This is a genomic window from Rugosimonospora acidiphila (assembly GCF_039543385.1).
Classification (GTDB): domain Bacteria; phylum Actinomycetota; class Actinomycetes; order Mycobacteriales; family Micromonosporaceae; genus Rugosimonospora; species Rugosimonospora acidiphila.
On sequence record NZ_BAABJQ010000003.1, the window covers coordinates 158160 to 180031 of the forward strand.

17 protein-coding genes and 1 pseudogene are annotated in these 21872 nt (G+C 68.4%); 9 read left to right on the top strand and 9 right to left on the bottom strand.

Features of this window, described 5'->3' with window-relative positions:
- Positions 1-40: 40 nt before the first annotated feature.
- Positions 41-4567, top strand: a complete 4527-nt coding sequence (locus tag ABEA87_RS05980; RefSeq protein ID WP_345626814.1) for a LamG-like jellyroll fold domain-containing protein — start codon at positions 41-43, stop codon at positions 4565-4567.
- Positions 4568-4749: 182 nt separating this feature from the next.
- Here ABEA87_RS05980 and ABEA87_RS05985 read toward each other — a convergent pair whose 3' ends face one another.
- Positions 4750-5751 carry a helix-turn-helix transcriptional regulator gene (locus tag ABEA87_RS05985; protein WP_345626816.1) on the bottom strand — a complete coding sequence of 334 codons (1002 nt, stop codon included), beginning with the start codon at positions 5749-5751 and terminating at the stop codon, positions 4750-4752.
- An 89-nt stretch (positions 5752-5840) separates the two neighbouring features.
- Here ABEA87_RS05985 and ABEA87_RS05990 point away from each other — a divergent pair, with 89 nt between their 5' ends.
- The 5 genes from ABEA87_RS05990 (at position 5841) to ABEA87_RS06010 (ending at position 8480) form a co-directional block, all read left to right on the top strand.
- Complete coding sequence (locus tag ABEA87_RS05990) at positions 5841-6239, top strand: VOC family protein (protein WP_345626818.1); 399 nt, start codon at positions 5841-5843, stop codon at positions 6237-6239.
- Positions 6240-6404: 165 nt separating this feature from the next.
- Positions 6405-7046, top strand: a complete 642-nt coding sequence (locus ABEA87_RS05995; RefSeq protein WP_345626820.1) for a DinB family protein — start codon at positions 6405-6407, stop codon at positions 7044-7046.
- 187 nt (positions 7047-7233) lie between these two features.
- Entirely contained in the window at positions 7234-7581 is a 348-nt protein-coding gene (locus ABEA87_RS06000; protein ID WP_345626822.1) for a PadR family transcriptional regulator, read from the top strand.
- Positions 7582-7621: 40 nt separating this feature from the next.
- Positions 7622-8170 carry an HAAS signaling domain-containing protein gene (locus ABEA87_RS06005; protein ID WP_345626824.1) on the top strand — a complete coding sequence of 183 codons (549 nt, stop codon included), beginning with the start codon at positions 7622-7624 and terminating at the stop codon, positions 8168-8170.
- A 79-nt stretch (positions 8171-8249) separates the two neighbouring features.
- Positions 8250-8480, top strand: a complete 231-nt coding sequence (locus tag ABEA87_RS06010) for a PspC domain-containing protein (protein ID WP_345626826.1) — start codon at positions 8250-8252, stop codon at positions 8478-8480.
- Between the two features lie 196 nt (positions 8481-8676).
- Here the strand turns inward: ABEA87_RS06010 and ABEA87_RS06015 are convergent, their stop codons facing one another.
- The 5 genes and pseudogenes from ABEA87_RS06015 to ABEA87_RS42565 all read right to left on the bottom strand — a co-directional run.
- Positions 8677-9495 (bottom strand): SDR family oxidoreductase, encoded by an 819-nt coding sequence (locus ABEA87_RS06015; protein ID WP_345626828.1) that lies wholly within the window; start codon positions 9493-9495, stop codon positions 8677-8679.
- The gene (locus ABEA87_RS06020) at positions 9492-9767 is read right to left on the bottom strand and encodes a hypothetical protein (RefSeq protein WP_345626830.1); all 276 of its coding nucleotides are present in this window, start codon (positions 9765-9767) and stop codon (positions 9492-9494) included. The genes ABEA87_RS06015 and ABEA87_RS06020 overlap by 4 nt, the downstream gene beginning before the upstream one ends.
- Positions 9768-10295: 528 nt before the next feature.
- On the bottom strand, positions 10296-10694 hold the full coding sequence (locus ABEA87_RS06025; RefSeq protein ID WP_345626832.1) for a hypothetical protein: 399 nt from the start codon (positions 10692-10694) through the stop codon (positions 10296-10298).
- A gap of 69 nt (positions 10695-10763) precedes the next feature.
- A complete protein-coding gene (locus ABEA87_RS06030) occupies positions 10764-11372 on the bottom strand; it encodes a class I SAM-dependent methyltransferase (RefSeq protein ID WP_345626834.1) in 609 nt (202 codons plus the stop codon).
- A gap of 41 nt (positions 11373-11413) precedes the next feature.
- A pseudogene (locus ABEA87_RS42565) lies at positions 11414-11582 on the bottom strand (IS701 family transposase); the annotation flags it as partial.
- Positions 11583-11787: 205 nt separating this feature from the next.
- Here ABEA87_RS42565 and ABEA87_RS06035 point away from each other — a divergent pair.
- On the top strand, positions 11788-12528 hold the full coding sequence (locus ABEA87_RS06035) for a class I SAM-dependent DNA methyltransferase (protein WP_345626835.1): 741 nt from the start codon (positions 11788-11790) through the stop codon (positions 12526-12528).
- Positions 12529-13060: 532 nt separating this feature from the next.
- On the opposite strand, the gene ABEA87_RS06040 is transcribed toward ABEA87_RS06035, so the two are convergent.
- Both ABEA87_RS06040 and ABEA87_RS06045 read right to left on the bottom strand, forming a co-directional pair.
- On the bottom strand, positions 13061-13477 hold the full coding sequence (locus tag ABEA87_RS06040) for a permease-like cell division protein FtsX (protein ID WP_345626837.1): 417 nt from the start codon (positions 13475-13477) through the stop codon (positions 13061-13063).
- Positions 13478-14305: 828 nt separating this feature from the next.
- On the bottom strand, positions 14306-17224 hold the full coding sequence (locus ABEA87_RS06045) for an AAA family ATPase (RefSeq protein ID WP_345626839.1): 2919 nt from the start codon (positions 17222-17224) through the stop codon (positions 14306-14308).
- A 206-nt stretch (positions 17225-17430) separates the two neighbouring features.
- On the opposite strand from ABEA87_RS06045, the gene ABEA87_RS06050 reads away from it, so the two are divergent.
- Both ABEA87_RS06050 and ABEA87_RS06055 read left to right on the top strand, forming a co-directional pair.
- Positions 17431-17691, top strand: a complete 261-nt coding sequence (locus ABEA87_RS06050; protein WP_345626841.1) for a hypothetical protein — start codon at positions 17431-17433, stop codon at positions 17689-17691.
- A 476-nt stretch (positions 17692-18167) separates the two neighbouring features.
- The gene (locus ABEA87_RS06055) at positions 18168-19019 is read left to right on the top strand and encodes a GNAT family N-acetyltransferase (RefSeq protein ID WP_345626843.1); all 852 of its coding nucleotides are present in this window, start codon (positions 18168-18170) and stop codon (positions 19017-19019) included.
- A gap of 214 nt (positions 19020-19233) precedes the next feature.
- On the opposite strand, the gene ABEA87_RS06060 is transcribed toward ABEA87_RS06055, so the two are convergent.
- Complete coding sequence (locus tag ABEA87_RS06060) at positions 19234-21609, bottom strand: penicillin acylase family protein (protein ID WP_345626845.1); 2376 nt, start codon at positions 21607-21609, stop codon at positions 19234-19236.
- Positions 21610-21872 lie beyond the last annotated feature (263 nt).

Sequence of the window (21872 nt, forward strand, 5' to 3'; positions counted from 1 at the left end):
CAACATCCGCGCCCGCCTGCCCCACCCTCAGGAGAAGCTCATGGCATCCCCGCCAATCTTTTGGCGTCTCGTTTCCGCCGCCGCGGCGGCCCTCTTAGTGACCAGCCTCGCCTCCGTCGCGGCCATTCACGGGGACACCGCGCCGGCCGCGGCCGCGGCCGCGGTGACGGTCGCCCCGGTCGTCTCCTACGACTTCGACAACGACTCGGGCACAACGGTCGTCGACTCGTCCAGCAACGGCTACGACGGAAGCTGGGTCGGCACCCCGGCGTACGTCGACGGCGTCTCGGGCAAGGCGGCGTACGTCAGCGCGAGCGGCGACTCCGCCGGCTCGGCGAACTTCGTCAAGCTGCCGCTCGTCGCGGGCGAGACGGATGCGAAGTCGAGTTTCTCGTACGAGTTCTGGATCGATGAGCAATCGCGCACGAGCTACGGCTCCATCGTCAGCAACCAGGACTTCAACTCCTGCAACGACCCCGGCCTGACCCTCTACAACCAAGCCGCGCAGGGCGTACTCGAGGCGTGTTGGGGCCAGACCGCCGGCGGCACCAAGGAATACGCGCACGGCGTCAACCCGTCCGCCATCACGGGCGACTGGCACCACGTCGCCGTCGTCGTCGATCGCTCGGCGAACACGATGACCTTCTACGTCGACGGCGCCCGGGTCGCGCAGAACCCCAGCGGTTCGATCACCGCGAACACCGCGTTCGACAGCGGTCTCGCCTTCAGCATCGGCGGCTTCAGCGGCAGCGCGGTGGACTACGGTGACGGGCACACCAATGCCTACATCGACAACTTCGCGTTCTACGACCAGCCCATCGGTGCGGATCAGATCGCGGCGGACTACGCCTCCGTGAACCCGGTGAACGTGACCACCGACGGCCACGGCAGCGCCACCACCTCATCGACGGTTCCGGCCAAGGGGCAGACCGTCAAGCTCACGGCAACCCCCGCACTCGGCTACGCCTTCGACTCGTGGACCGTGCAGTCGCCCGCCGGCCTGGCTGTCGGCGCCGACGGCAGCTTCACGGCGCCAGGCGTACCGGTGGCGGTCAAGGCCAACTTCGCGTCGCTGGCCGTACCGTCGAGTGACCTTACCTATGACCCCAGTGACCCGGTCAAGCCGATCCTGTCGTACGACTTCAACCGCGACTCCGGCACGACGGTCACGGATGCGAGCGGCAACGGGTACACCGGAAACTGGACCGGACCCGCTTCGTACGGCGCGGGCGTCTCCGGCTCCGCGGCCCACGTCACCAAGGGCCACAACGTCAAGCTCGACTTCGTCGACGGGAAGACGGACGCGTCCGCCAGCTACTCCTTCGAGTTCTGGATCAAGGAGAACTCCTACACCGGCGACGCCTGGATCTTCGCGAACCAGACGGGTGGATCCTGTACCGACGCGGCCCTCGGCTACTACAACGACTCGGGCAGCAACGGCGTGGTCACCGGCTGCTACGGCACGACTGCCGTGCATGTCGACCTCGGCAACCCGCCGATCGTGGGCGGCTGGCATCAGCTCGCCGCCGTCATCGACCGTACGGCGGGTACGGTGACCTGGTATGTCGACGGTTCCGTCGCGGGTGCGGTGACCAAGATCGCGAGCACCCTCAGCCTGCGCTCCGGCCTGCCCTACGTGCTCGGCCAGAGCGGTGCGGTCAACTACAGCAACGATGTCGACGCGCTCTACGACGATGTGAACTTCTACGACCAGGCGATCAGCGCGAGCCAGATCACGGCCGACTACGCAGCGACGAACCCGGCGACGCACTACCCGGTGACGGTGGACGGCGGCGGTCACGGCACCGGCTTCTCCACGCCGTTCGCCCCCGCGGCAGGCGGGGCCGTGACGCTCAGTTCGTCGCCCGCGACCGGCTACCACTTCGACTCGTGGGCGCCCGAGGTCCCGCCAACGCTGGCGATCACCGCCGATGGCACCTTCACTGAACCGAACCCGGGCCTGCCGGTGACGGTGAAGGCGAACTACGCCCCCAACAGCTACACCGTGAACTTCGACGGCAACGGCGCCGACGGCGGCTCGATGCCCTCGCAGACGCTCACGTACGACCAGTCGACGACGCTGCCCAGCGGCGGGTTCACCCGCACCGGGTACACGTTCGTCGGTTGGAGCACGACCAAGGACTTCCCGGTCGTTTACCCGAACCAGGGCACGGTCAAGAACCTCGCCCCAAGCGGAAGCGCGACCCTGTACGCCCTGTGGATGCCCGCCGGCAGCCACTTCGTGACGGCCACTGGTGACAGCCACGTCTCGGTGCGGACATCCGTCGACCTGACCGGATTCGCCGCCGAGGGCTCGACCGTCATGCTCATCGCGACCCCGGCGACCGGGTACGGCTTCTCGTGGCAGGTAGTGTCGCCCGCCGGGCTGAAGATCGGCGCGGACGGCAGCTTCACGATGCCGACCCAGGACGTGGTCGTCAAGGCGGTCTCGGCGCCGATCCATTACACAGTCGCGTTCGACGCCAACGGCGCCAGCAGCGGCACGATGGCGCCGGAAACGTTCAGCTACGACCAGCAGGCGGCGCTCACGGCGGACGCTTTCGCCCGCACCGGCTACGGCTTCGCGGGCTGGGCAACCACCTCCGACGGCCAGCCCACATACGCCGACGGCCAGAAGGTCGGCAATCTGACCAGCACCGACGGCGACAAGATCACGCTCTATGCCGTGTGGCGCAGACTGGTCGCGACCGGCGACACGGTGGCGCCGACCCTGTCCTACGACTTCAACGGCGACCTCGCCGACAACTCCGGCGGCGGCCACACGGGCACCTGGAGGGGCACGCCCGCGTACGTCACCGGCTTCGACGGCCTCGCGGCGTCCGTCAGCAACGGCGCGAACTACGTCGAGCTGCCGCTGCTCGCCGGACAGACCGACGCCTCGTCGAGCTTCTCCTACGAGTTCTGGACCTGGGAGCAGACACGGACGAGCTTCGGCCCGATCATGAGTAACCAGAGCTTCACGTCCTGCGGTAACCCGGGCCTGACGCTGTTCAACCACGCCACGGCCGGCCAGCTGGAGTCCTGCTTCAACGGCGGCTCGGGCGACTCGCCGAGCAATCCGCCCTCGATCATCGGCTCATGGCACCACGTCGCAGTCGTGGTCGACCGCGGCGCGGCCCTCGAGACCATCTACGTCGACGGCGCCGTCGAAGGCACGAAGGTGATCCCGGTGACGTCGAACTTCACCAGCGGCCTTGCCTTCAACATCGGCGGCCTGAGCGGCAGCGAGACGGACACCGGCGACGGTTTCACGAATGCGTACGTCGACGATCTCGCCTTCTTCGACAAGGCGGTCCCAGCGGCGCAGGTCGCCAACGACTACCAGGCGACAAAGCCGTCGGATGGCACGCTGCTGCGCAAGACGCCTACGTCCGTCCCCTACAACGCCGGCTCCACCGTGGCCAAGGGCTTCGTGACCGACACGTTCCATGCCGCCGCGGTGCTCACCGGCGACCAGGTCTCGCAGCCGATCTCCGGTCTCTGGAACGGCGGCGCGGTGACCTCGTACACCAAGGTGAGCGGGGACAGCTGGCTGAAGGTCGGCAAGGATGGGGTCGTCACGGGTACGGCACCGCGCCAGCGCACGCAAGACGCCGCTGAGGTCACCGTCCGGGCGACGGACGGTACGACCACATCCACGATCAAAGTCGAAATCCAGGTACTCGGCGCCGGCGACGCTCCACGGATCCAGACGGCGACGTGGAACGTCTGGGACGCCGGAAGCCACAGCGAAGACGCACTGAAGAAGGACCTCGCGATCATCGCGAGCAACGGCTTCGACGTGATCGGCGTGCAGGAGGACGGCGGGCAGTACGCCACGCAGCTCGCGAAAGCACTGGGCTGGCACGCCTATGAGGGCGGTCAGGGCCTCGGCGTCGTGTCTGCCTTCCCGCTGTCGAAATCGAACACCGTGGACGCGACGAGCGAGGCACCCGCGGCGGGCGTCACGGCCGAGGTTCTCGGTCGGAACCTCCGCGTCTGGGATGGCGCTCTTGACGAGGAAGACTACGGCCCGTACCAGGCCTGCTTCCAGCACGTGACGAGTACGTCCGCCTTGGCCGCCGGTGAGAAGGGCACAACCCGCTACGCTCAAGCCAAGGCCGTCGCCGTAGCGATCAGGGGCGACGTGAAGAACGCGAGCCGCACGCCGGTGATCTTCCTTGGCGACCTCGCGTCGCCATCCCGTACGGACTGGACGACCGCGACCGCCTCCGCCCATTGCGGCGTCGGCGCCACGGACTGGCCGGCGACGGACGCGATCTTCGATACGGGGCTCATCGACTCCTACCGTGAAGCCAACCCGAACCCCGTGGTCGCCCCTGGCGATACCTGGTCCCCGTTCCAGAAGTTCCATGACGCGGCGAACAACCCCGAACCGCAGGACCGTATCGACTACGTCGGGTACGCCGGCAAGAGCCTGAAGCTCGTCGGCTCGAACACCCTCGTGGCCGGCTGGCCGTCGGTGACGAACGTCGGCACGAGTGCGTGGACGAGCGATCACGCGGCCGTTACCAGCACCTTCACGCTGGCCGCGGGCGGGCGTTAGCCTTACGTCACGAGATCGGCTACGACCACAAGCGCGCCCACGTCCTCCTTGAGGACGTGGGCGCGCGCCTTATCCGCGGCACACACTTCCCGGGGCTTGAGCGACCGCACGAGGGGTGAGGAGGAGGTCAACGACATTCGCGCCCGGGAGGCCGCCAACTCGGCCGACCTCGCCGGCAGGTGTCATGGGTCAGGCGGAGGCCGCCGGGCGGAGGTGGCGAGCCGGTCGGCGAGGGCGACGACGAGGCCGCGGAGTTCGTCCGGCCGCTCGATCGCGAATGGCAGGTCGAGCGACGCGAGCACCGGGGGCAACCAGTCCAGCCGTTGTACCCGCAACTCGACACGCAACCAGGGTTCGGCCGACCCATCCGCGCCGCCCGCGCCTGGTTGCTGTGCCACGATCGCCACGCTGGCGGGAAGTCGGGTGCGGATCTGCTCGGCCGTCCCCTGGATCCGTAGGGTCACTTCGTGCCGGTACGACGCCGTAGCGAATCCCGACAGGACGCGCTGTGCGGGATCCAGCCCCACGGGTGGCTCGAACGAGCCGGCCAGGGTCCTCACCTCCGCGATGCGATCCAGGCGGAACGTCCGGTCCTCGCCGATCTCGGGCTGCGAACCGGTCACATACCAGCGGCCGGAGTGAACGACGAGCCCGTACGGGTGAAGTGTCCTGGCACTGCGCCGGCCATCTCCGGCCGTGTACCTGATCGAGATCGGCCGGTGGTGGCGGATCGCGTCGGCGATCGGGAGCAGGACCCCGCTCTCCGGTGCCGCCGGCTGGTCGGGGGCAGCCGTGAGGGCCAGGGATCCGAACACGGCGTCGAGTCTCCTGGCAAGGCGCTCGGGCAGTACCCGCCGAATCTTGGCCGCAGCGGTCTCGCTCGCCGTGCCCATGGCCGTCAACGGCCCGCCTCGGCGACCGGAGACCAGGCCGAGCAGCACGGCGAGCGCCTCGTCGTCGTTCAGCATGAGCGGAGGCATGCGGTAGCCGGGCGCGAGCCGGTAGCCGCCGTAGCGACCGCGTACCGACTCGACGGGCACGTCGAGGTCGAGCAGATGGCTCACGTACCGCCGCACGGTGCGCTCGTCGACCTCGAGCCGGTCGGCGAGTTCGGCCACCGTGCGGATACCGCCCGACTGCAGGAGCTCCAGCAGGGTCAGTACGCGAGCGGTAGGTCGGGCCATGCTGAAAAGTATCTCCTCAATACAGGGCGGAATGTGTCCGCTATTCGTTTTAGCCTCTGAGTACAGACCGGCTCAACCAGGAGATCAGCGTGAACTTTGTTTCGATCCGCATCATCACCAGCGATGTCGCCCGTCTTGTCGACTTCTACGAGCGCGCGACTGGCGTGCGGGCGAACTGGTCCAACCAGGACTTCGCTGAACTCAGCACGACCTCCGCCACGCTCGCGATAGCCAGCACCCGCACCGTTCCGCTGTTCGCGCCCGACGCCGCCCGCCCGGCCGGCAACCGCTCCGTGATCATCGAGTTCCTCGTCGACGACGTGGACAGCGTGCACCAGAGCCTGACCGGCTTCGTGGACGACTTCGTCAACGAACCCACCACGATGCCCTGGGGCAACCGGTCGCTACTGTTCCGCGATCCCGACGGAAACCTCGTCAACTTTTTCACCCCGGTCAGCCCGGCCGCCATCGAGAAGTTCGCTCGCTGACAGCCGCGTTCACCCCGATGCGTAACTGGACTCCAGGTCGCGGTGTGATCTGACCGCCCGGCGGAACGGCACCGGCAGGTTGCCGGACTGTTCGGTGACCGGGTCCGCAGTGCCCGCTCCTGGGACGGGCCATCCCCGGTTGCCGAGTGGGCGGCCCGTGACGTCGTGCGGCATCTGACCGAGTGGTTCCCCGGGTTTCTTGCCTCCGGTGCCGGCATCGATCTGCCCCGCGGACCGTCGGTGGACGACGACCCTGTTATCGCGTGGCAGGTTCACTGCGACGGTGTGCAGGCGGTGCTGGACGACCCGGAGACAGCGCACCGGGAACTCACCAACCCACACATCGGCAGCCCGCCTCTAGAGACTGCGATCGACCAGTTCTACACCACTGACGTGTTCATGCATACCTGGGATCTGTCCAGGGCGACCGGCCAGGACGACCGGTTGGACCCAGACTTCTGTGCCCAGCTTCTCGGTGGGATGGAGCAGATGGAGCAGGTCCTCCGCTCGTCCGGCCAGTACGGTGCCCGGGTCTCCCCGGCGATGCGGATATCCAGGCCAGACTGCTGGGCTTCATTGGCCGAGACCCATTCTGGTCCAGACGGTGAGCTGGGCGTCCGGATCTGGTTGAGCGCTGATTGCGGCGGGTTGGACCTCAAGAACGCTCCGTCGGCCTACTCCCCGGCCAAACCGCGACCAGGACCTGTCGCGGTTCCGGCGGGTGTTCTATGCGTGTCTGACCGCGCGTGCGTCGCATTGATCATCGCAGACCTCAGCCTCCGGCTAACGGCCGATCACGCCGATTAGGCGGCCCGTCGATAGCCCGTCTCGAAGTCCGAGGACGTGACCGCCGCGGAGGTCTCTCCGTGCATACGACGGTGTCGCGTGACCTGCGCTGACGAGGTTTCGGCAAGCACCCGGTCGAGCTATGTGACGTGCGGTTGTCGACATGCCGATTGGCACGTCTCTTGCCAAGCCGGGTACCATGCGTGACATGGTAGCTGATCGGGCCAGGAACCCGATGACCGAGCTGCGACGTGGAACCATAGCGTTCTGCGTGCTCGCGCTGCTGGACGACCGGGAGCGTTACGCGGTGGAGCTAGTGGGCGCATTGACGGAAAATCGCGCCTTGGCGACCGGGGCGGGAACGATCTACCCGCTGTTGTCGCGACTGCGCGAGGAGAAGCTCGTTGCCTCAACCTGGCAGGAGTCCCCGGCCGGGCCACCGCGCCGGTACTACCGACTCACCGCGTCTGGGCGTCGCTCGCTGGAGGCTTTCCGGGGCGAGTGGGCACAGTTTCGCGACGCGGTGGATCAGCTGCTGACGCAGAAAGCGTCATGAGTCCGCACCGACCGTCACGAGCATCGTGAGGAGCGAGCCGATGCCCACGCCTGACACGCTGATCGCCGACTATCTGGACCGGCTGCGACAGGCCAGTGCCGACCTGCCCGCCGGCTCCCGTGCGGAACTGATGCAGGACATCGGCGCGCACCTGGCCGAGAAAGTCGATGCCACGGCCAGCGAGGTACAGGTTCGTCGCGTCCTGGACGAGCTGGGCGCTCCCGAGGAAATCGCCGCCGAAGCCGCCGATCAGTCGGGTACCCGTTCGTCGGCCCCGGCCGCCGGTGGACTCGCCTACGACGTGGCCACGGTGCTGGTCCTGCTACTCGGCGGATTCGTCATTCCCCTGCTGGGATGGATCGCCGGAGTGGTGCTGCTGTGGAATGGGCCCCGGTGGAATGCTCGCCACAAGTGGGCCGGCACGCTCATCTGGCCTGGTGCCATCATCCTCGCCCTGGTGCTGTTGACGGCCGATCACCGGACATCCGGTCGCCTTGGCGTGGTGGTCGTGACCGGTGTGGCCGCGATCATGGTCGGCCTGGTGGTCGGGTTCGTCTACCTGCTGCGCGCGGCCCGGTCACACCGCTGATCCCGGGCCGACATTGGTCGAGTGTCGTCATCATTCGCCGGATCCAATCTTCTAACCTTGAGCAGAGAGAGGGCTTACCGTGGCACAGCCGAAGGCGCCATCGTCAGGTATTCCTGCCCGGCCCAGACTGGTCCGCTCCCGTGAACATTTCGTCATTGGTGGCGTCTGCGGCGGCCTCGCTGAACACTTCGGCTGGCGTCCGTACACGATGCGGCTGCTGTTCGTGCTGTCCTGCGTACTTCCTGGCCCCCAGATCCTTGCCTACCTCATTCTTTGGTACGTCATACCCAACGCTCCCAAGCGCGGGTGACCGGCGGACGCCATACTCGTCCGGGTGAGTGAGGCGATCCGCGGGCCGCACCGCGAGCGGCATCCCGTGTCGTTCGCCGCCGTCGCCCGGCGCGCCGGCACGCGTCGTGGGCCGCGGCTGCTGGGCCCGACCCCGGCATCCCGGCGAGGCGACCCCGGCTCCGCCGCTGGCTGCAGCGGAGCCGGGTTGGCTGTCACTAGCGGAACATGCCGACGTTGCGTTCGACCCAGGTACGGAAACCGGTCGCCGGTCGACCCGTTACGGTCGCGACGGCGGTGCTGACCGGGGCCGGGTGTATCTCAAGGGCCCGCCAATAGTCCAGCAGCGCATCCGCGTATTCGCTCGTCATGTACCGGTTCACGGACCGCTTCCACTGCTCGCGGGTGACCCGGTTGACGCCGATCTCCTCGCCGAGCACGGCGGCGAGAATGCGTATCTGCTCGACGAGGCTGACCGCGTCCGGTCCGGTGAGGTCCAGCGTGGCACCCCACAGCCCGGGATCGGTCAGTGCCCGGTACGCCACCTCGGCGACATCGGCCTCGTCGACGGCGTCGACGCGGGCATCCGGATAAGGCAGGTCCACTGCCCGCTCGGCACGGATGCCGTACACCCACTGCCGGGCGTTGCTCGCGAACGAACCCGGCCGCAGCACCGTCACCGGTACCGGGCCGGCGCTCAGCGCGGTTTCGGCCGCGCTGAAAGGCGCGGCCATCGGGTTGACGTCCGGATCGGCGACCGTCGTGACCGCGTTCGAGGACAGCAGCACCACATGTCGCACCCCCGCCGCGGCGGCCGCGCAGGCGAAGTCGGCCGCTGTCGCCGCGTTGGTGTACAGGAACACCTGCGACACCCCTTCGAGGGCGGCGCTGAACGTGGCCGGGTCGTGCAGGTCGAGCAGCGACTGGTCCGGCCGCGGAGCGGAGGAGGCGATGCGCACGTCGGCACCGGTCCCGGCGAGGTGGCGCAGAAGCCCGGCGCTGACGGTGCCGCGGGCGCCCGTGACGAGGATGGTCATAGCGATACTTTCCTTCGAAGGATTCGGATCAGTGGAGCTCGGCGCCGAGGCTGGGCAGGACCACGCCCGTGGTCACCACCCGCCGGCCCCTTTTCGACGACCTGCCGCCGGACCGAAAACGACGTGATGGCGATGCCCGCCGACACCGGGGCGGTCATCAGCGCCGCCTCGAACGGCGGCAGGCCGAGCCGCTGCTGCAGGTGCAGCGTGGTGACGTAGAGCAGGCCGGTGACCGTCCCGAAGAAGAGCGCACCGAAGAGCAGCCCGGCCACGAAGCTGTGATAAACAAGGCCGAACGCGGCCGCCAGGTCCCATCGGCAAGTCCGGTGAGCAGCAGGCCGACGCCGGCCGCGAGCGGCACCGCGGGGCCGGGTTCGATCCGGACACCATCGTCGAGCGACCCCATGGCCAGCGTGTAACCGGCACCCAGCCAGGGTGCCAGCGATTCGCCCGTGCCGAGATCACGTACGATCGCCGGCGCGGCGACATTGGTGACGGTGGTACTGAGCGGGTCGAGGACGTCAGCCGCGACGACGAGCGCGAAGACCACCCACGCGCGTCTGGAACTGAAGTAGGGCACAGCAACGGAACTCTCTTCTGAGAGACCAGACAACCTTGCTCAGGTTGTCGTGCTGGCCGGAAGCCCCGACACGCCGACAATCGGCGCTGCACCTTACGCGGATGATCATACACGGCGGTTCACGCCGATGAGGTCGGTGCTGCGTCGACCGCCGCGGGTACCACGAGGCCCAGCGCCAACCGAGGTCGGCGGCGCCGGGGAGGCGGGGTACCTACGTCCGCTAGCGCTCGCCCTCGGGAACAACAGCATGCGGAGCGACGACCACCTGATCCGCATCCTCGTAGAGGATCGTGCCGGGATCGAGCGACCTCCGTTCGGCCCACGCGACACCGTGTCGGTCCAAGATGGCGAGGTACCCCGGTATCCGGTCAAGCAGATGTGTGGCCGACTCCTTGAACCAGCACGAGATATGCGGATGGACCCCTCTGTCGAAGATCGATGGATCGACTGTCCCCGGGTCGATGTAGGCGGCGGTCAGCCAATCATTACTCTCCCGCCACCAGGCCCAATCTGTCGGGCTGAGCGCGCCGGAGCGCGCCAGCCCGTTAGCCAAGCCGAAGATTCCCGCATGCCTGCCACCCTCGTTAGGGGTCGCCGACTCGTACCGGATGTAAAGCATCCGCCCATTCTGCCCACGTCCGCCCAACCAACAGTTGCGCCCCGACCGCCAAACCCCGCCACACTCAGCTCACCCTTCGGCCGCCACTGCCGCGATGGCGGCGTGTGGCCGTTGGGCGCCTTCGCTGGGTCGCTGCAGGCGCTCAACTTCCGTGAAGCCGGCTCGCGTCAGTCGCTCCGAAAATTCGTCAACGGGCCAGCGATAGGCGGTCACGACCTTGTGGTCGAAGGCGGCGACCTCGTCACCAACGAAAAGACCGAGCACTAACGTTCCGGCCGGGGCCATTGCTCGCCGGAACTCCGCGAGCACGCCGTCGAGATCTTTCGGCGGTAGATGGATCAATGAGCCCCAGGCCAGGATGCCGGCGATGGAGTGGTGGGCAACGGCGAGATCTTCGAACGACCCGAGTTGGTAGCTACCGCTCGGGTGAGCTGCCTGCGCGTGGGCGATGAACTCGGGGACCAGATCGATTCCCGTTGCGTTGACGCCCAGCGAGCGCAGGTAATCGGTGAGATGGCCAGGCCCACAGCCCAGATCGAGCACTGTGCCAGGTCGGCTCGCCAGATGTCGTCCGATGAAGGCGAGGTCGTCGGCGTGTACCTGCTTGCTTGTACCGAACAGCTCGATGTAAAGCTCTGCGGCGGTCGTATATGCCGTCCGAACCTGATCCATGTTCACCACGCGACTATACGGACTCGTCTCGGCGCAGTGGGCCGGGCGTCGGCGTCCCACATCGCCTCGCCGAGCAGCCGTTGTTCGGTGCGGCGTCGGGTCTCCGGCCTGCTCGGCCAGCTGCCGATACGCCAGTGTGTCCACATTGGACGGCAAGCTCGGGAGGTAAGCGCGGGCCTGACGACGAGGCTCGACCCGACGGAACCGGCCTGCGATGCGGGCGCACGCCGAGTCGAACTTGGCCGCCCACTGCTCGGCGGCTACGCCGTCCCCAGCGCTCGCCGCAAGATCTTTAGTTGTCTCCACAAGTCACTAACCATCACGTAGCGACTGCCCTCATGCGGGCCACCACGCCCAAATCTCCGCCGCGGCAGCCCGGCGGCCGTCATCCAGCCAGCTGCTGTGTGCGAGCATGTCCCACGTGTCCAGCAGCCACGATATTGACCTATGGGATCAGGCCGCCGACCGATACGCCCAGCACGTCAGCGGCGTGGACGACTCGTTCTATCGGAGGCTGAGCCCATTCCTCTGGCGGGAACTGGGAGATGTCACCGGCCAGAACCTCCTCGACCTGGGCTGCGGGCATGGCTGGCTGGCCGAACAACTACGCCTGGCTGGAGCAACGGTGACCGGTATCGACGGCAGCGCCGCGCTCCTGCGACACGCCACCGCTACCTACCCCAAGGTCGCCTTCGCCGCCCACGACCTCACCACCGGCCTGCCCCAACCACGACAGACCTACCACGGCGTCGTCGCCCACATGGTCCTCATGGACCTGCCCGAACTGCAGCCGCTGATCGCCGACGTCCGCGCCAGCCTCGCCCCCGAGGGTGTCTTCGTCTTCTCCATCCTGCATCCCTGCTTCTTCGCCCAGACCCCTGGAGAGGACACCGCCACCGGCGAGCGGTACCGCAAGGTCACCGGATACCTACACCACGAACAGCGATGGATCACCTCGTTCGGCGGCCATCACCACTACCACCGGCCACTGTCCTGGTACATCGACCTACTCGCCGCCAACCGCCTGGCTGTCACCCGCCTACACGAACCGCCGACCCTGCCAGCACACCTCGACCCCGAACCCAAGTGGACCGACTACGAACGCTGGTTCGCCACCATCCCCACCATGCTGGCCATTACCTGCCGACCCATGCCGACCTAGCCAAGCCGCACAGCCGTTCCACCAGCTACGAACCCACGAGCCATCCAGATCAACCTACGTAACGATTCCGGGCTGGAGTATGAGACTTCGTACTGCGGCGGTCGCGGACCCGTGGCGTGGCAGGGGCCCGGGGGAGTGGTAGCCGACCTCGCCAGCGGGTCATGCGCCAGGCGGACTCCGCGGGGCGGACTCCGCGGGGCGGAAGTCACGAGCGCGACGACGAGGCCGTGGATCTCGTCCCGTCGCTCGATCGCGAATGGCGCCCGAGAGTGCGCCGGCCGATTCCACCGGCGTGAATTCGGGGGAAACCTTGAACAGCTCCGCAGCTGCCCGTGCTGGCGGGCGGTGAGCCCGCGGTGCTCGGCGAGCCGGCTCAGCAGCTGCGATGCGCGGCGGCCAGGCCGAACGGGAACGCCACGTTCTCAGCGCATGCACCTGGCCGGCCACCAGACGTGGGCCAACAGAGCCAGGGCATACGGTAGTTGCCACGCTGACGACTCACTGCACGAAAAGCTCCGCTCCAACGCGTGCGTCAACAGCCGATCGTCGCGGCAGGAACACCGTCGTGGTACTTGCGGACGACGACTAGCGAGTCGACGCTCGGCATCTTCCGGATCGGGCTGATGCCCTTGCAGCTGATGCTCCGGGTCACCAGGTCCGCCTCGAACGACTCCGGCAGGTTGTCCGGCGTCATGTATTTGAGGGCGTCAGGATCGTCGCTGAACATCTTTTTCGCCTTGGCCGACGCCTGCTGCTTGGTGACGAACCGGATCGCGCCGTCGGGGTGCAGACGTTCCAGCGCCTTTCGAACCCCGCCCTTGTCATTGTCCTTGGCGGTGGTCTTGAGATAGACCAAGACCGTGTACGTCTCCGCGGCCGGGCGGCCGACGAGGAGACCGCCCATGAATCCGACGCCGGCGACGGCCAACAGGACGAGCGCCGCGACCACGATCCGCGGCAGCAGGCCGCGCTGACGCGGTCGTCCCTCCGGTGCGGGCGGGCTGGCGGTGATGTCGTCGACGAGGGACGGCGAGAAGACTGGATCTGGGCCAAGTTGAGTCACACCTGAGATATAGCAAATCCCGCACTCGCTGTGTGCCCGGTCGGCAAGCCCCCGCCCGCGGCGAGTCGATCCGACGGCGGGTCGGCCGGCGCGTCGGCCGACCCGCGGGCGACCTTGCCTCGCCGAACTGAGTACTCGTGTCGCTACGGGCGCCGGATGGCCAGGACGCTCCGGGGCCGCCGCCATGCCTGGATGACCAACCACACCATGAACGCCGCGATGGCGAGTGGCAGCATGGCGGATGTCCCGTGACCGTGGGTGGCCGTCCAGATGTCGCTGGCCCCTGGACGTCGGTCCGCGCGGCACCGCGGGGCGTGAGTATCAGAACTGGCCGTCCCCGCCTGTGATATAAGCGCTCGGGGTGTCCAAAGTGGCGTCCTCTGTGTTGTGGTGCTTGCCCCGGAAGCGCCGCGCCTCGTCGGACGCCAACCGAGACATCCGCTTTGCCCTGTCCAACGCGGACTCGTCTCTGCGCCGAGCCCGGCGCCGAACAAGAACGAAAGCCACCAGGGCGGCGGCGAGAGCCGCAGCCGATCCCGACGAGATCACGGTAGCGAGCAGCATGAATTCGATGGTAGCTGAGTTCCCACGCCAGAGAGTGTGTGCTCAGCGGCCCTCCAGGTTGGCCTCGCCGGGCAGGTACGACTGGCGGATCCTCTGCAGGGCGGCGTCGTGGCGGTCGGGGACGGCACGCGGATGCTCGTCGATCGCTCGTCACCGGTAGCTGGTGATCCGGGAGATGTCCCAGGCGCAGCCAAGTTCGTCGTAGGTCCGTTTCGCGACGGCGAAGTGTTCGCCAGCGGCGGACCGGTTCCCGGCGTCGAGGGCGACGATGCCGGCGGCCTCCATCGCCTGGGCACGCGGTAGCGGACGGTCAGCCGCCCGGTACAACTCGGCGGCCTGCAACAGTAATGACGCGTCGCGGGCGAAGAGTCCCCGACAGTGCGGCGCCGCGGCGCGGTGGTGTGGTGAGGTGGCGTCGGCGAAGGTCTTGCGCGCGTGATCGGCGGTGGCGAGGGCGGTTGCCTCGTCGCCGCCCGCGATCGCGAGGCGCACGACGTCGGGCATCAGTTCGACCGCCTCGTCCAGTTCGTCGGTACCGTTGGCCAGCGCCTCGAGCAGGACGGCCAGCGCGCCGGCCAGGTCCTGGCTCTGCTCCCGTTGCAGACTGGTGGCCAGCGCGTAGGGGCTGAAGATCCGGTGCGGACCGACCCGGGTCGCGCAGGAGCGCGCCTGGGCAAGATGACGGTGGGCGTGCGGCGTGCCGCGGTGCAGTGCGATGAGGGCGGCCGCGGCGTGGCTGATGCACTCGGCGGTCGGGTCCTTGGTCGCCTCGATGTCGTCCAGTGAGCGCACTGCGGCCAGGGCGTCGTCCCATCGGCCGTAATCGAAGCACACCTCGACGAGAGCTGCCTGGGTCTGGACGAGTCGAAGAACGTTGCCCGACGATCTCGCCAGTCGGCGTGCCTGCCTGATGCTCGCGATCGCGGTGTCGTGATGGTCGAGCGAGTTCAACAGCATGCCCTTGTTGATGTGCAGCAGCAGGCGCAGATCGTTGAGGGTGGCCGCCTCAGCGGTCGCGGTGAGTGCCTGTTCGACCAGGGCCAGTGCCGGGGTTGGCTCGGCCAGGTGCGCGCGAACAAGCGCCACGACGGCCAGTGCCCAGGCGATGCTCCACGAGTCGCCCGCGGCCTGGGCCGCCGCCAGTGCGTCTTGCGCGGTGCGACCGGCCTCCGTGATGCGTCCGAGGCTTCGGTACACCCGGGCGGCCATGACCAGCAGACGGGCCTGTTCCCTGGGGCCGAGCTCGTGGTCTCGCAGGGTCTGTTCCACCTCGGCGAGGGCCTGATCGGCGTGCCCGATGGTCGATCGCGAGGCGGCCAGAGTCCACTGGAGCGCGACCAGCTCGCCCGGGGTGACGCCGCGGGCGAGGGCCTCGGAGGCGACGCGCGCGGCCTCGCTCGGGTCCCCGGTGCGCAGCAGCGCGTCGGCGAGCCGACCGGCAAGTGGGCCGTGTTCGTCGTGGCTGACGGGTTCGGTCAGTGCCCAGCGCAGTAGGGGCACGGCGGCGCGCGGTGCCCGCTCGACCAGACGGTGGCCGCTGTCGACCAGCCAGCGCCGGACCCAGCTATCGGGGTGGGGGACCGCTGCGGCGTCGGTGACGGTGGGCAGCAGTTGCCGGGCGACGCGTTCGGGCGGGGCGGCGGCGCGCAGCAGCGCGTGAGCGACCGCGCGGTGACGGATCATCCGTATCGTCGGCGCCATGGCGTCATAGAGCACGTCTCGGATGAGCGGATGCCGGAAGGCCAGGCCCCGGCCGTTGTCGACCAGGACGTCGCCGTCGATGGCCTCCTCGAGACTGGATACCAGGTTCTCGACGGTGAGGTCGGCGGCCGTGGCCAGTTCGTCGGCCTGGAATTCCAGCCCGAGCAGGGCCGCGTGCTGCAGGACTGATCGGGTGGGTGGCGTCAGGTAGGCGAGCCGATCGGCGATGGCGCGGGATAGGGACAAGGGTGTGGCCGGGTCGGTCAGCTCAACGGTGCCGGCCCGGGTGGTCAGCGCGTGGGCCCGGTCGAGGGCCCCGACCAGTTCGACCAGGTAGAACGGGTTACCGGCGGCGCGCGCCGCGAGCGTGGCCAGAGCGGCTCCGGGGTGACTGCCGGTCAGCTGCCGCAGCAGCTCGGTGACGGCCCGGTTCTCCAGGGGTCGCAGCGTCATGATCCGGTCGCGGCCGATGGTCCGCCGCAGGGCGTCCAGGTCGTCGCGGCGGGGGAGCGGCCGGGCCGCGGCCAGAACCAGGATGGGTCTGCGCTGGGACAGGCGCACGAGCCGGCTCAGGGTGCTGATGGTCATGTCATCGCCCCACTGCAGATCGTCGACCACCAGCAGCAGCGGGGTCTGCGTGCAGAGCCGCTCGATGGCCATGACGACCCGCTCACCCGCCGCGGCGAGGGGGTTCTCGTGCGCGGCGAGGATCTGTTGCGTACCCGCGGGTACCGCCCAGTCGGGGGAGTCGGGCTGCAGTTGCCGCAGCGCCTCCAACAGCGGTAGCAGCGGGAAGGCGCGGCTGAGTTCCTCGCAGGCGGCTCGCAGCGTCGCGCACCCAGCGTCCCGCGCGGCCGCGATGACCGCGGTCATCAGCGCGGACTTGCCGATTCCCGGTGGCCCCTCGACAAGAATGGCCTGACCCTGCTGGCGCCCCAGCGCGGTCACCAGGGTGTCGAGTGTGGTGAGCTGATCGTTCCTGCCGACCAGACGGGACGCGATGGTGCGCGGGTGCTCGGCCGGCCGGGTACGGGGGATCGGGCGCGGCGATGCGCCCGCCGCGTCGTGCTCCTGGTCGGCGATGCGTTCCCACAGCTGCGCACAGAACGACAGCTCCGGGACGGTGGCGCCGAGCGCCTGCAGGATGGCGTCGAGCTGGTCGGCGGGCACGAGCGTTCTGCCCGACAGGTAGTTGGCAAGGCTGCTCTTGGGAATCCCGGTCGCCTTGACGATGTCGTCCAAGGACAGTCGTGTCTTGTGCCGCCCGCGCGCGGCGCGCCTGCGCAACCGCTCCAGTTGATGAACGAGATCCATCCGGGTCGCGACGCCGGGCTGCGTCAAGGGGGCCTCGTCGGGCTCCTCGCTCATGGTCAGATCATGGCACAACGGGCCAGGCCGGCATCAGGCAGTGATTGAATCCGGTCACTGGCGATGGTCAGGTCGTCGAGTGACGGGGGATTCGGTCAGAGCCGCCCCATCCCTATCGGCCACCGCGGCCGGTGTCCACCGTTGACCATTCCCGTCCCACACCGTCCAGATCACCGTCCGATCAGCCACGTGATGCTGCTCAATAGGTGGCGAACATCCTGACCGCGATCACGGCGGCGGTGCGGGGGAGGCCCAGGCTCGCGCCGGCGACTGTCCGCAACCGCGCCGTACACCACGTCGAGGAGGAGCAGTGGACATCGGCCACCGGCGGCGTCACCCCACCAGACCACACCTTGCTGGCCGGGCGCCCCCGTCGGCGCTGCGGCGCCAACCGGCGCCGTCGTCGCAGCGGCGGCGCCAGCACGATCTTTAACCCCACGTCCGGTGGCGTGGGCGTGACGGCTTGACCATCCAGCCGTACCGGGCATTACCACCGCGGGGGCCTCGAGTGATCGGGGGGAGGCCCCCGCTCCCGATACCGGCGAGCACGGACGCCGCCGGGGCTCGACGATCCCGCCCCGCGGCAGGGATGGCCGGTGCGGGGTGTCGCGGCGGCGTCCGTGGTCAGCCCACGGCCTCAGTCGTCGGATCGCAACGGCCGCAGCGGGTCGTTTGCAGGTACGGGTGGGTCCGGTCGAGGGGGCCGGACCGACCGCGGCCTGCGGGCGGAACAGCTCCGCGAACGATCCGAGCCACCCTGGCCGCTCCTCGCCAGGTTGCCCTGCTGTCCTGAGCCGGGCGCCCTTCGTCGCCGCGATCACAGTGCTTCTCCGTCCTTACGGGGCGTCCGCCGGCGGCACCGGCCTCACGATGCGGGGTACCCGTGACACCGAGCTGACCGGCTGGGATTGACACTGCGCGGTGTGGCCGGAATCCTTTCTCTGTGCTCTTGTCGCCGGACGCCGCTGCTCGGGTCGAGCGGGTCGACGAGGACTATCTGCGGGTACGTGTCGGTGCGTTGTCGCGGCTGCCCGGTAACCCGTACGGCGCCGAGGTTCGCGTGGTCGGCGGCGGCTGTGGGTTCCTGGTCGAGGCGGTACCCAACCCGCTGTTCAACCACGTCGTCAACCTCGATGCGGGGGCGCTGGCGGAGCTGCCTGAACTCGCCGCGTGGTACGCCCGGCACGGCAAGCCGCTGCGGGTGGACGTTACTCCGGCGCAGTCCGACCGGCAGTTGCTGGCCGCCTTGGTCGCCCAAGGACTGTCTCAGACCGGTTTCTACGCCGGCTTGTACGCCGAGCTCGCGCCGGCCGACTGCCCGGAGCTCGATCCGGCGTCCGGGTGTACCGCGTCGATCGACCGGCCGGAATCGACGCGCACGGGTTCGGCGATCGATGTCGCGCCAGTCGATCCCGAGGAGTTCGCCGAGGTGTACGTGGCAGGGTTCGGCTTTCCGGAAAGGCATCGCGCCGCGATGGCCGAGTCGATGCGGGTACTGGCCGACCATCCGAGCGTCGATTTCTTCCGGGCGCGGGTGGGTCGTGCCACCGCGGGTGTCGGACTGCTGTTCCGCGCCGACACCGTGGGGTATTTGGCCACGGCGGCGACCCTGCCGCAGTACCGGAGGCGGGGCGTACAGAGCGCCCTGGTCCGGTACCGGATGCTCGCCGCCCGCCAAGCCGGTTGCGATCTCGTCGTTGGGCATACCACGTTCGGCGGAGCCAGTCACCGCGCCATGGAGCGCAGCGGCCTGCGGGTGGCCTACACCAAGGCGTTATGGGGCACGGCGACGTGACCCCGGGTATCCGGTCGGCCTGGCGGTCCAGGCCAAGCGGCCGCGCTGACAAGAGCTCATCCGGGCCGCGCCGATCACACGCTCGTCTTCCCTTTGCAGGCGGCTGCCCGCTGCGGTCATGTTGACGGACCTGGAAGGTCCGCCGTTCGGGTAGATCAGCGTGCGGGCCGGTGGCCGTCGCCACCGGCCCGCAGGCCGTTCGGATCAGAGACGATCAGCCCGGAAGCAGCTGGATCTGCGTCTCGGTATGCGCCTCTACCGCAGCTCGGCTGTAGAGCAGAGGGAAGTACTGACCCTTCGACCACATCGATGCCAAGTCACGGTAGTGCGGGCTGTTCGGGTTCCCGGCTTGGCCCGGCGTGTTGATTGCCAGCGACTGGTCCCACTTGCCGACGTCGATGACCTGCCGGTACGAAGCATTGCCGCCGGCGATCGGCGTGGTGCTCGATCCTGGGATCGGGAACGGCCCGACACTCAGCGACGGGTCGATCTTGGCCATCGGGTGTGGCATGGTGCGCGCGTTGCCGGTGTACCCCCAGCCGGAGGTGTCGGGCCCCAGGTCCTTGGTGGCCGCGGCGTAAGCCGCCTGCAGGCTCGACAGCAGGATCTGGTCACGAGCCGCGACGCCGTGGGCGCCCAGCCAGTCGGTGGGATGCCGCAGGACATCCATGACCACGAGCCAGTCGACGCTGTTGATCAGCGACCGGCGCTGCGGGGGTACGAGCGCGTCGCGCACTGCCGTGTTGATCCGCGACTCCCAGTACCGTTGGTACAACGTGGCCTGCGTGGAGCCCAGTGCCTCGGAGCCGTTCCAGTTGCGCAGGAACGCCACCGCGGGGTCGTGCGCCGGTAGCCGGCTGAGCATGCCGACCAATTCCTGCGCGCGTGGACTGGTCGAGTCGTTCTGCAACTGTGCGGAGTCCTGCAGGGTCTGCCGCGAGTTGGCCGCGAGCACGTTCACGATCCGTTGGTAACGGTCCGGCCCGGACCACTCGTAGGAGGTCACGTTGGCGGGCGGGGTCCCCGCCGGCAGGTTGTACTGGTTGGCCGAGGCGAAGTACCCCTGAGCCGGGTTGAATACCTGTGGCAGTTTGCTGCTGGGGACGAAGCCGTTCCACTCGTACCGACCGTCGCCGGGTACGGGAAGCAGCCCGTCGTATCCGCTGCGGCGCGGGGCGAGACCGCCCGGCTTCCAGCCGATGTTGCCCTTCACGTCCGCGTACACCTGGTTCTCGCCAGGTGCGCCCCAGCGGCCCATCGCGTCGAGGAACTGTTGCCAGTTCTGCGCTCGCATGTAGCTGATGCTGGCGAAGTAGGCCGAGGTGCCGGGCTCCGACCAGGTGCTGCGCACCGCGTACGCCTTGTGCTTGGCCGCGTCAATGTAGATCACCGGGCCGTGCCGGGTGTACTGCAAGGTCTTCACCTGGGTGCTGCCGTCGCGCACCTGGATCGGCGTGCGCTCGGTCTGCATCCGCTCCCATCGGCCCTGGTACCGGTATCTGGTGTTGCTCGCGTCCAGGTCGTAGACGTACAGGTCCTGGGCATCGATGCCGAACACCGTCAGCCCGAACGCGATGGACTCGTTGTGTCCGATCGAGATGCCCGGGAGGGCAGGCTCACCCGCACCGATCACGTCCATGCCAGGTGCGGAGATCTGGCTGATGTACCGCAGTGACGGCGCCTGCTGCGTGCGGTGGGGGTCGTTGGCGAGAATGGGCCGGCCGGTGGCGGTGCGCGATCCGGAGATGGTCCAGTTGTTGCTGCCTTCTTTGCCGCCGATGGGCGTGCCGTCGTCGGCGTCGGAGCCGGAGTCGACCAGCGCTACCGGGTGGGCCGCGTCGCCGGTGAAGCTCACCGATTCGGTGGCGAGGTTGTAGACGTTCAGCACGTCATCGGGCAGGCACGGGTCGAGCCCCTGCGGCACCTCCGTGGCGTGGTCGGGCTGCAGCTTGGTGCGCAGCGGGTCGAGGTCCAGGCCGCCGGCGCATACCAGCCGGGCCCGGGCCACCTCTTCCGACAGCCCGGATACCAGGGCGTGGGTACGGATGCGCACCACGTCTTCCGGGCGCCAGGTGTCGGGCCAGTAGTCGAACATCCGGAACTCGGGTGGCAGTGCGGACGGGTTCTTCTTCAGCCACTTGATGTACGCGTTGATGCCATCAGTGAACTGTGTGGCGATCTGCTTCGCGTCCGAACCGTAGGCCGCCCACTCGGCGTTCATGTCGCCGCGGTACAGGAACAGCCGGGCAGCCCGGTCCTGATCCACGTAGCTGGGGCCGAATGCCTCCGACAGTTCGCCGAGTCCACGGCGGTGCCAGAGGTCGATCTGGAAGAGCCGGTCGCGAGCGGCGTTGAAGCCCTGGGCGAAGAACGCGTCATCAACGCTGCCGGCGAAGATGTGCGGCACGCCCCAGGTGTCGATGTCGATGCTCACCGGGTGGTCGAGGCCCTTGATGTGTTGCCGGACCACGTGCGGCCCGGCCGGTGCCGCGGCCGCGCCGGAGGGCACGGCCAGTACCGCGGCGAGCACTCCCACGCTGCCGAGCGCGAGCAGTCGGCGTAGTGGGGAACTGCGGGAAGGGGTACGCATGATCCTCCTCGATGGAGACGTCGGTCGAATCGATGCAGTGATTACTGTGTATACGCTGGATCCGACATCTACGTCTAGCCCTCACGGAGGATCGGCCTTGCGCGCGGCCTTCCTGTGGCACAACGGGCGGAAGCTGCGTGATCCGGGCCGCCAGCGCGACGTTTGTCGAGCTGTCGATGCGTGCTGAGCTCCGATCGGGGGCTCATCCAGATCAGACGGGGAGGAAGACAACTCGGGGTCTTCGTCTACGACGGGTACCGTGT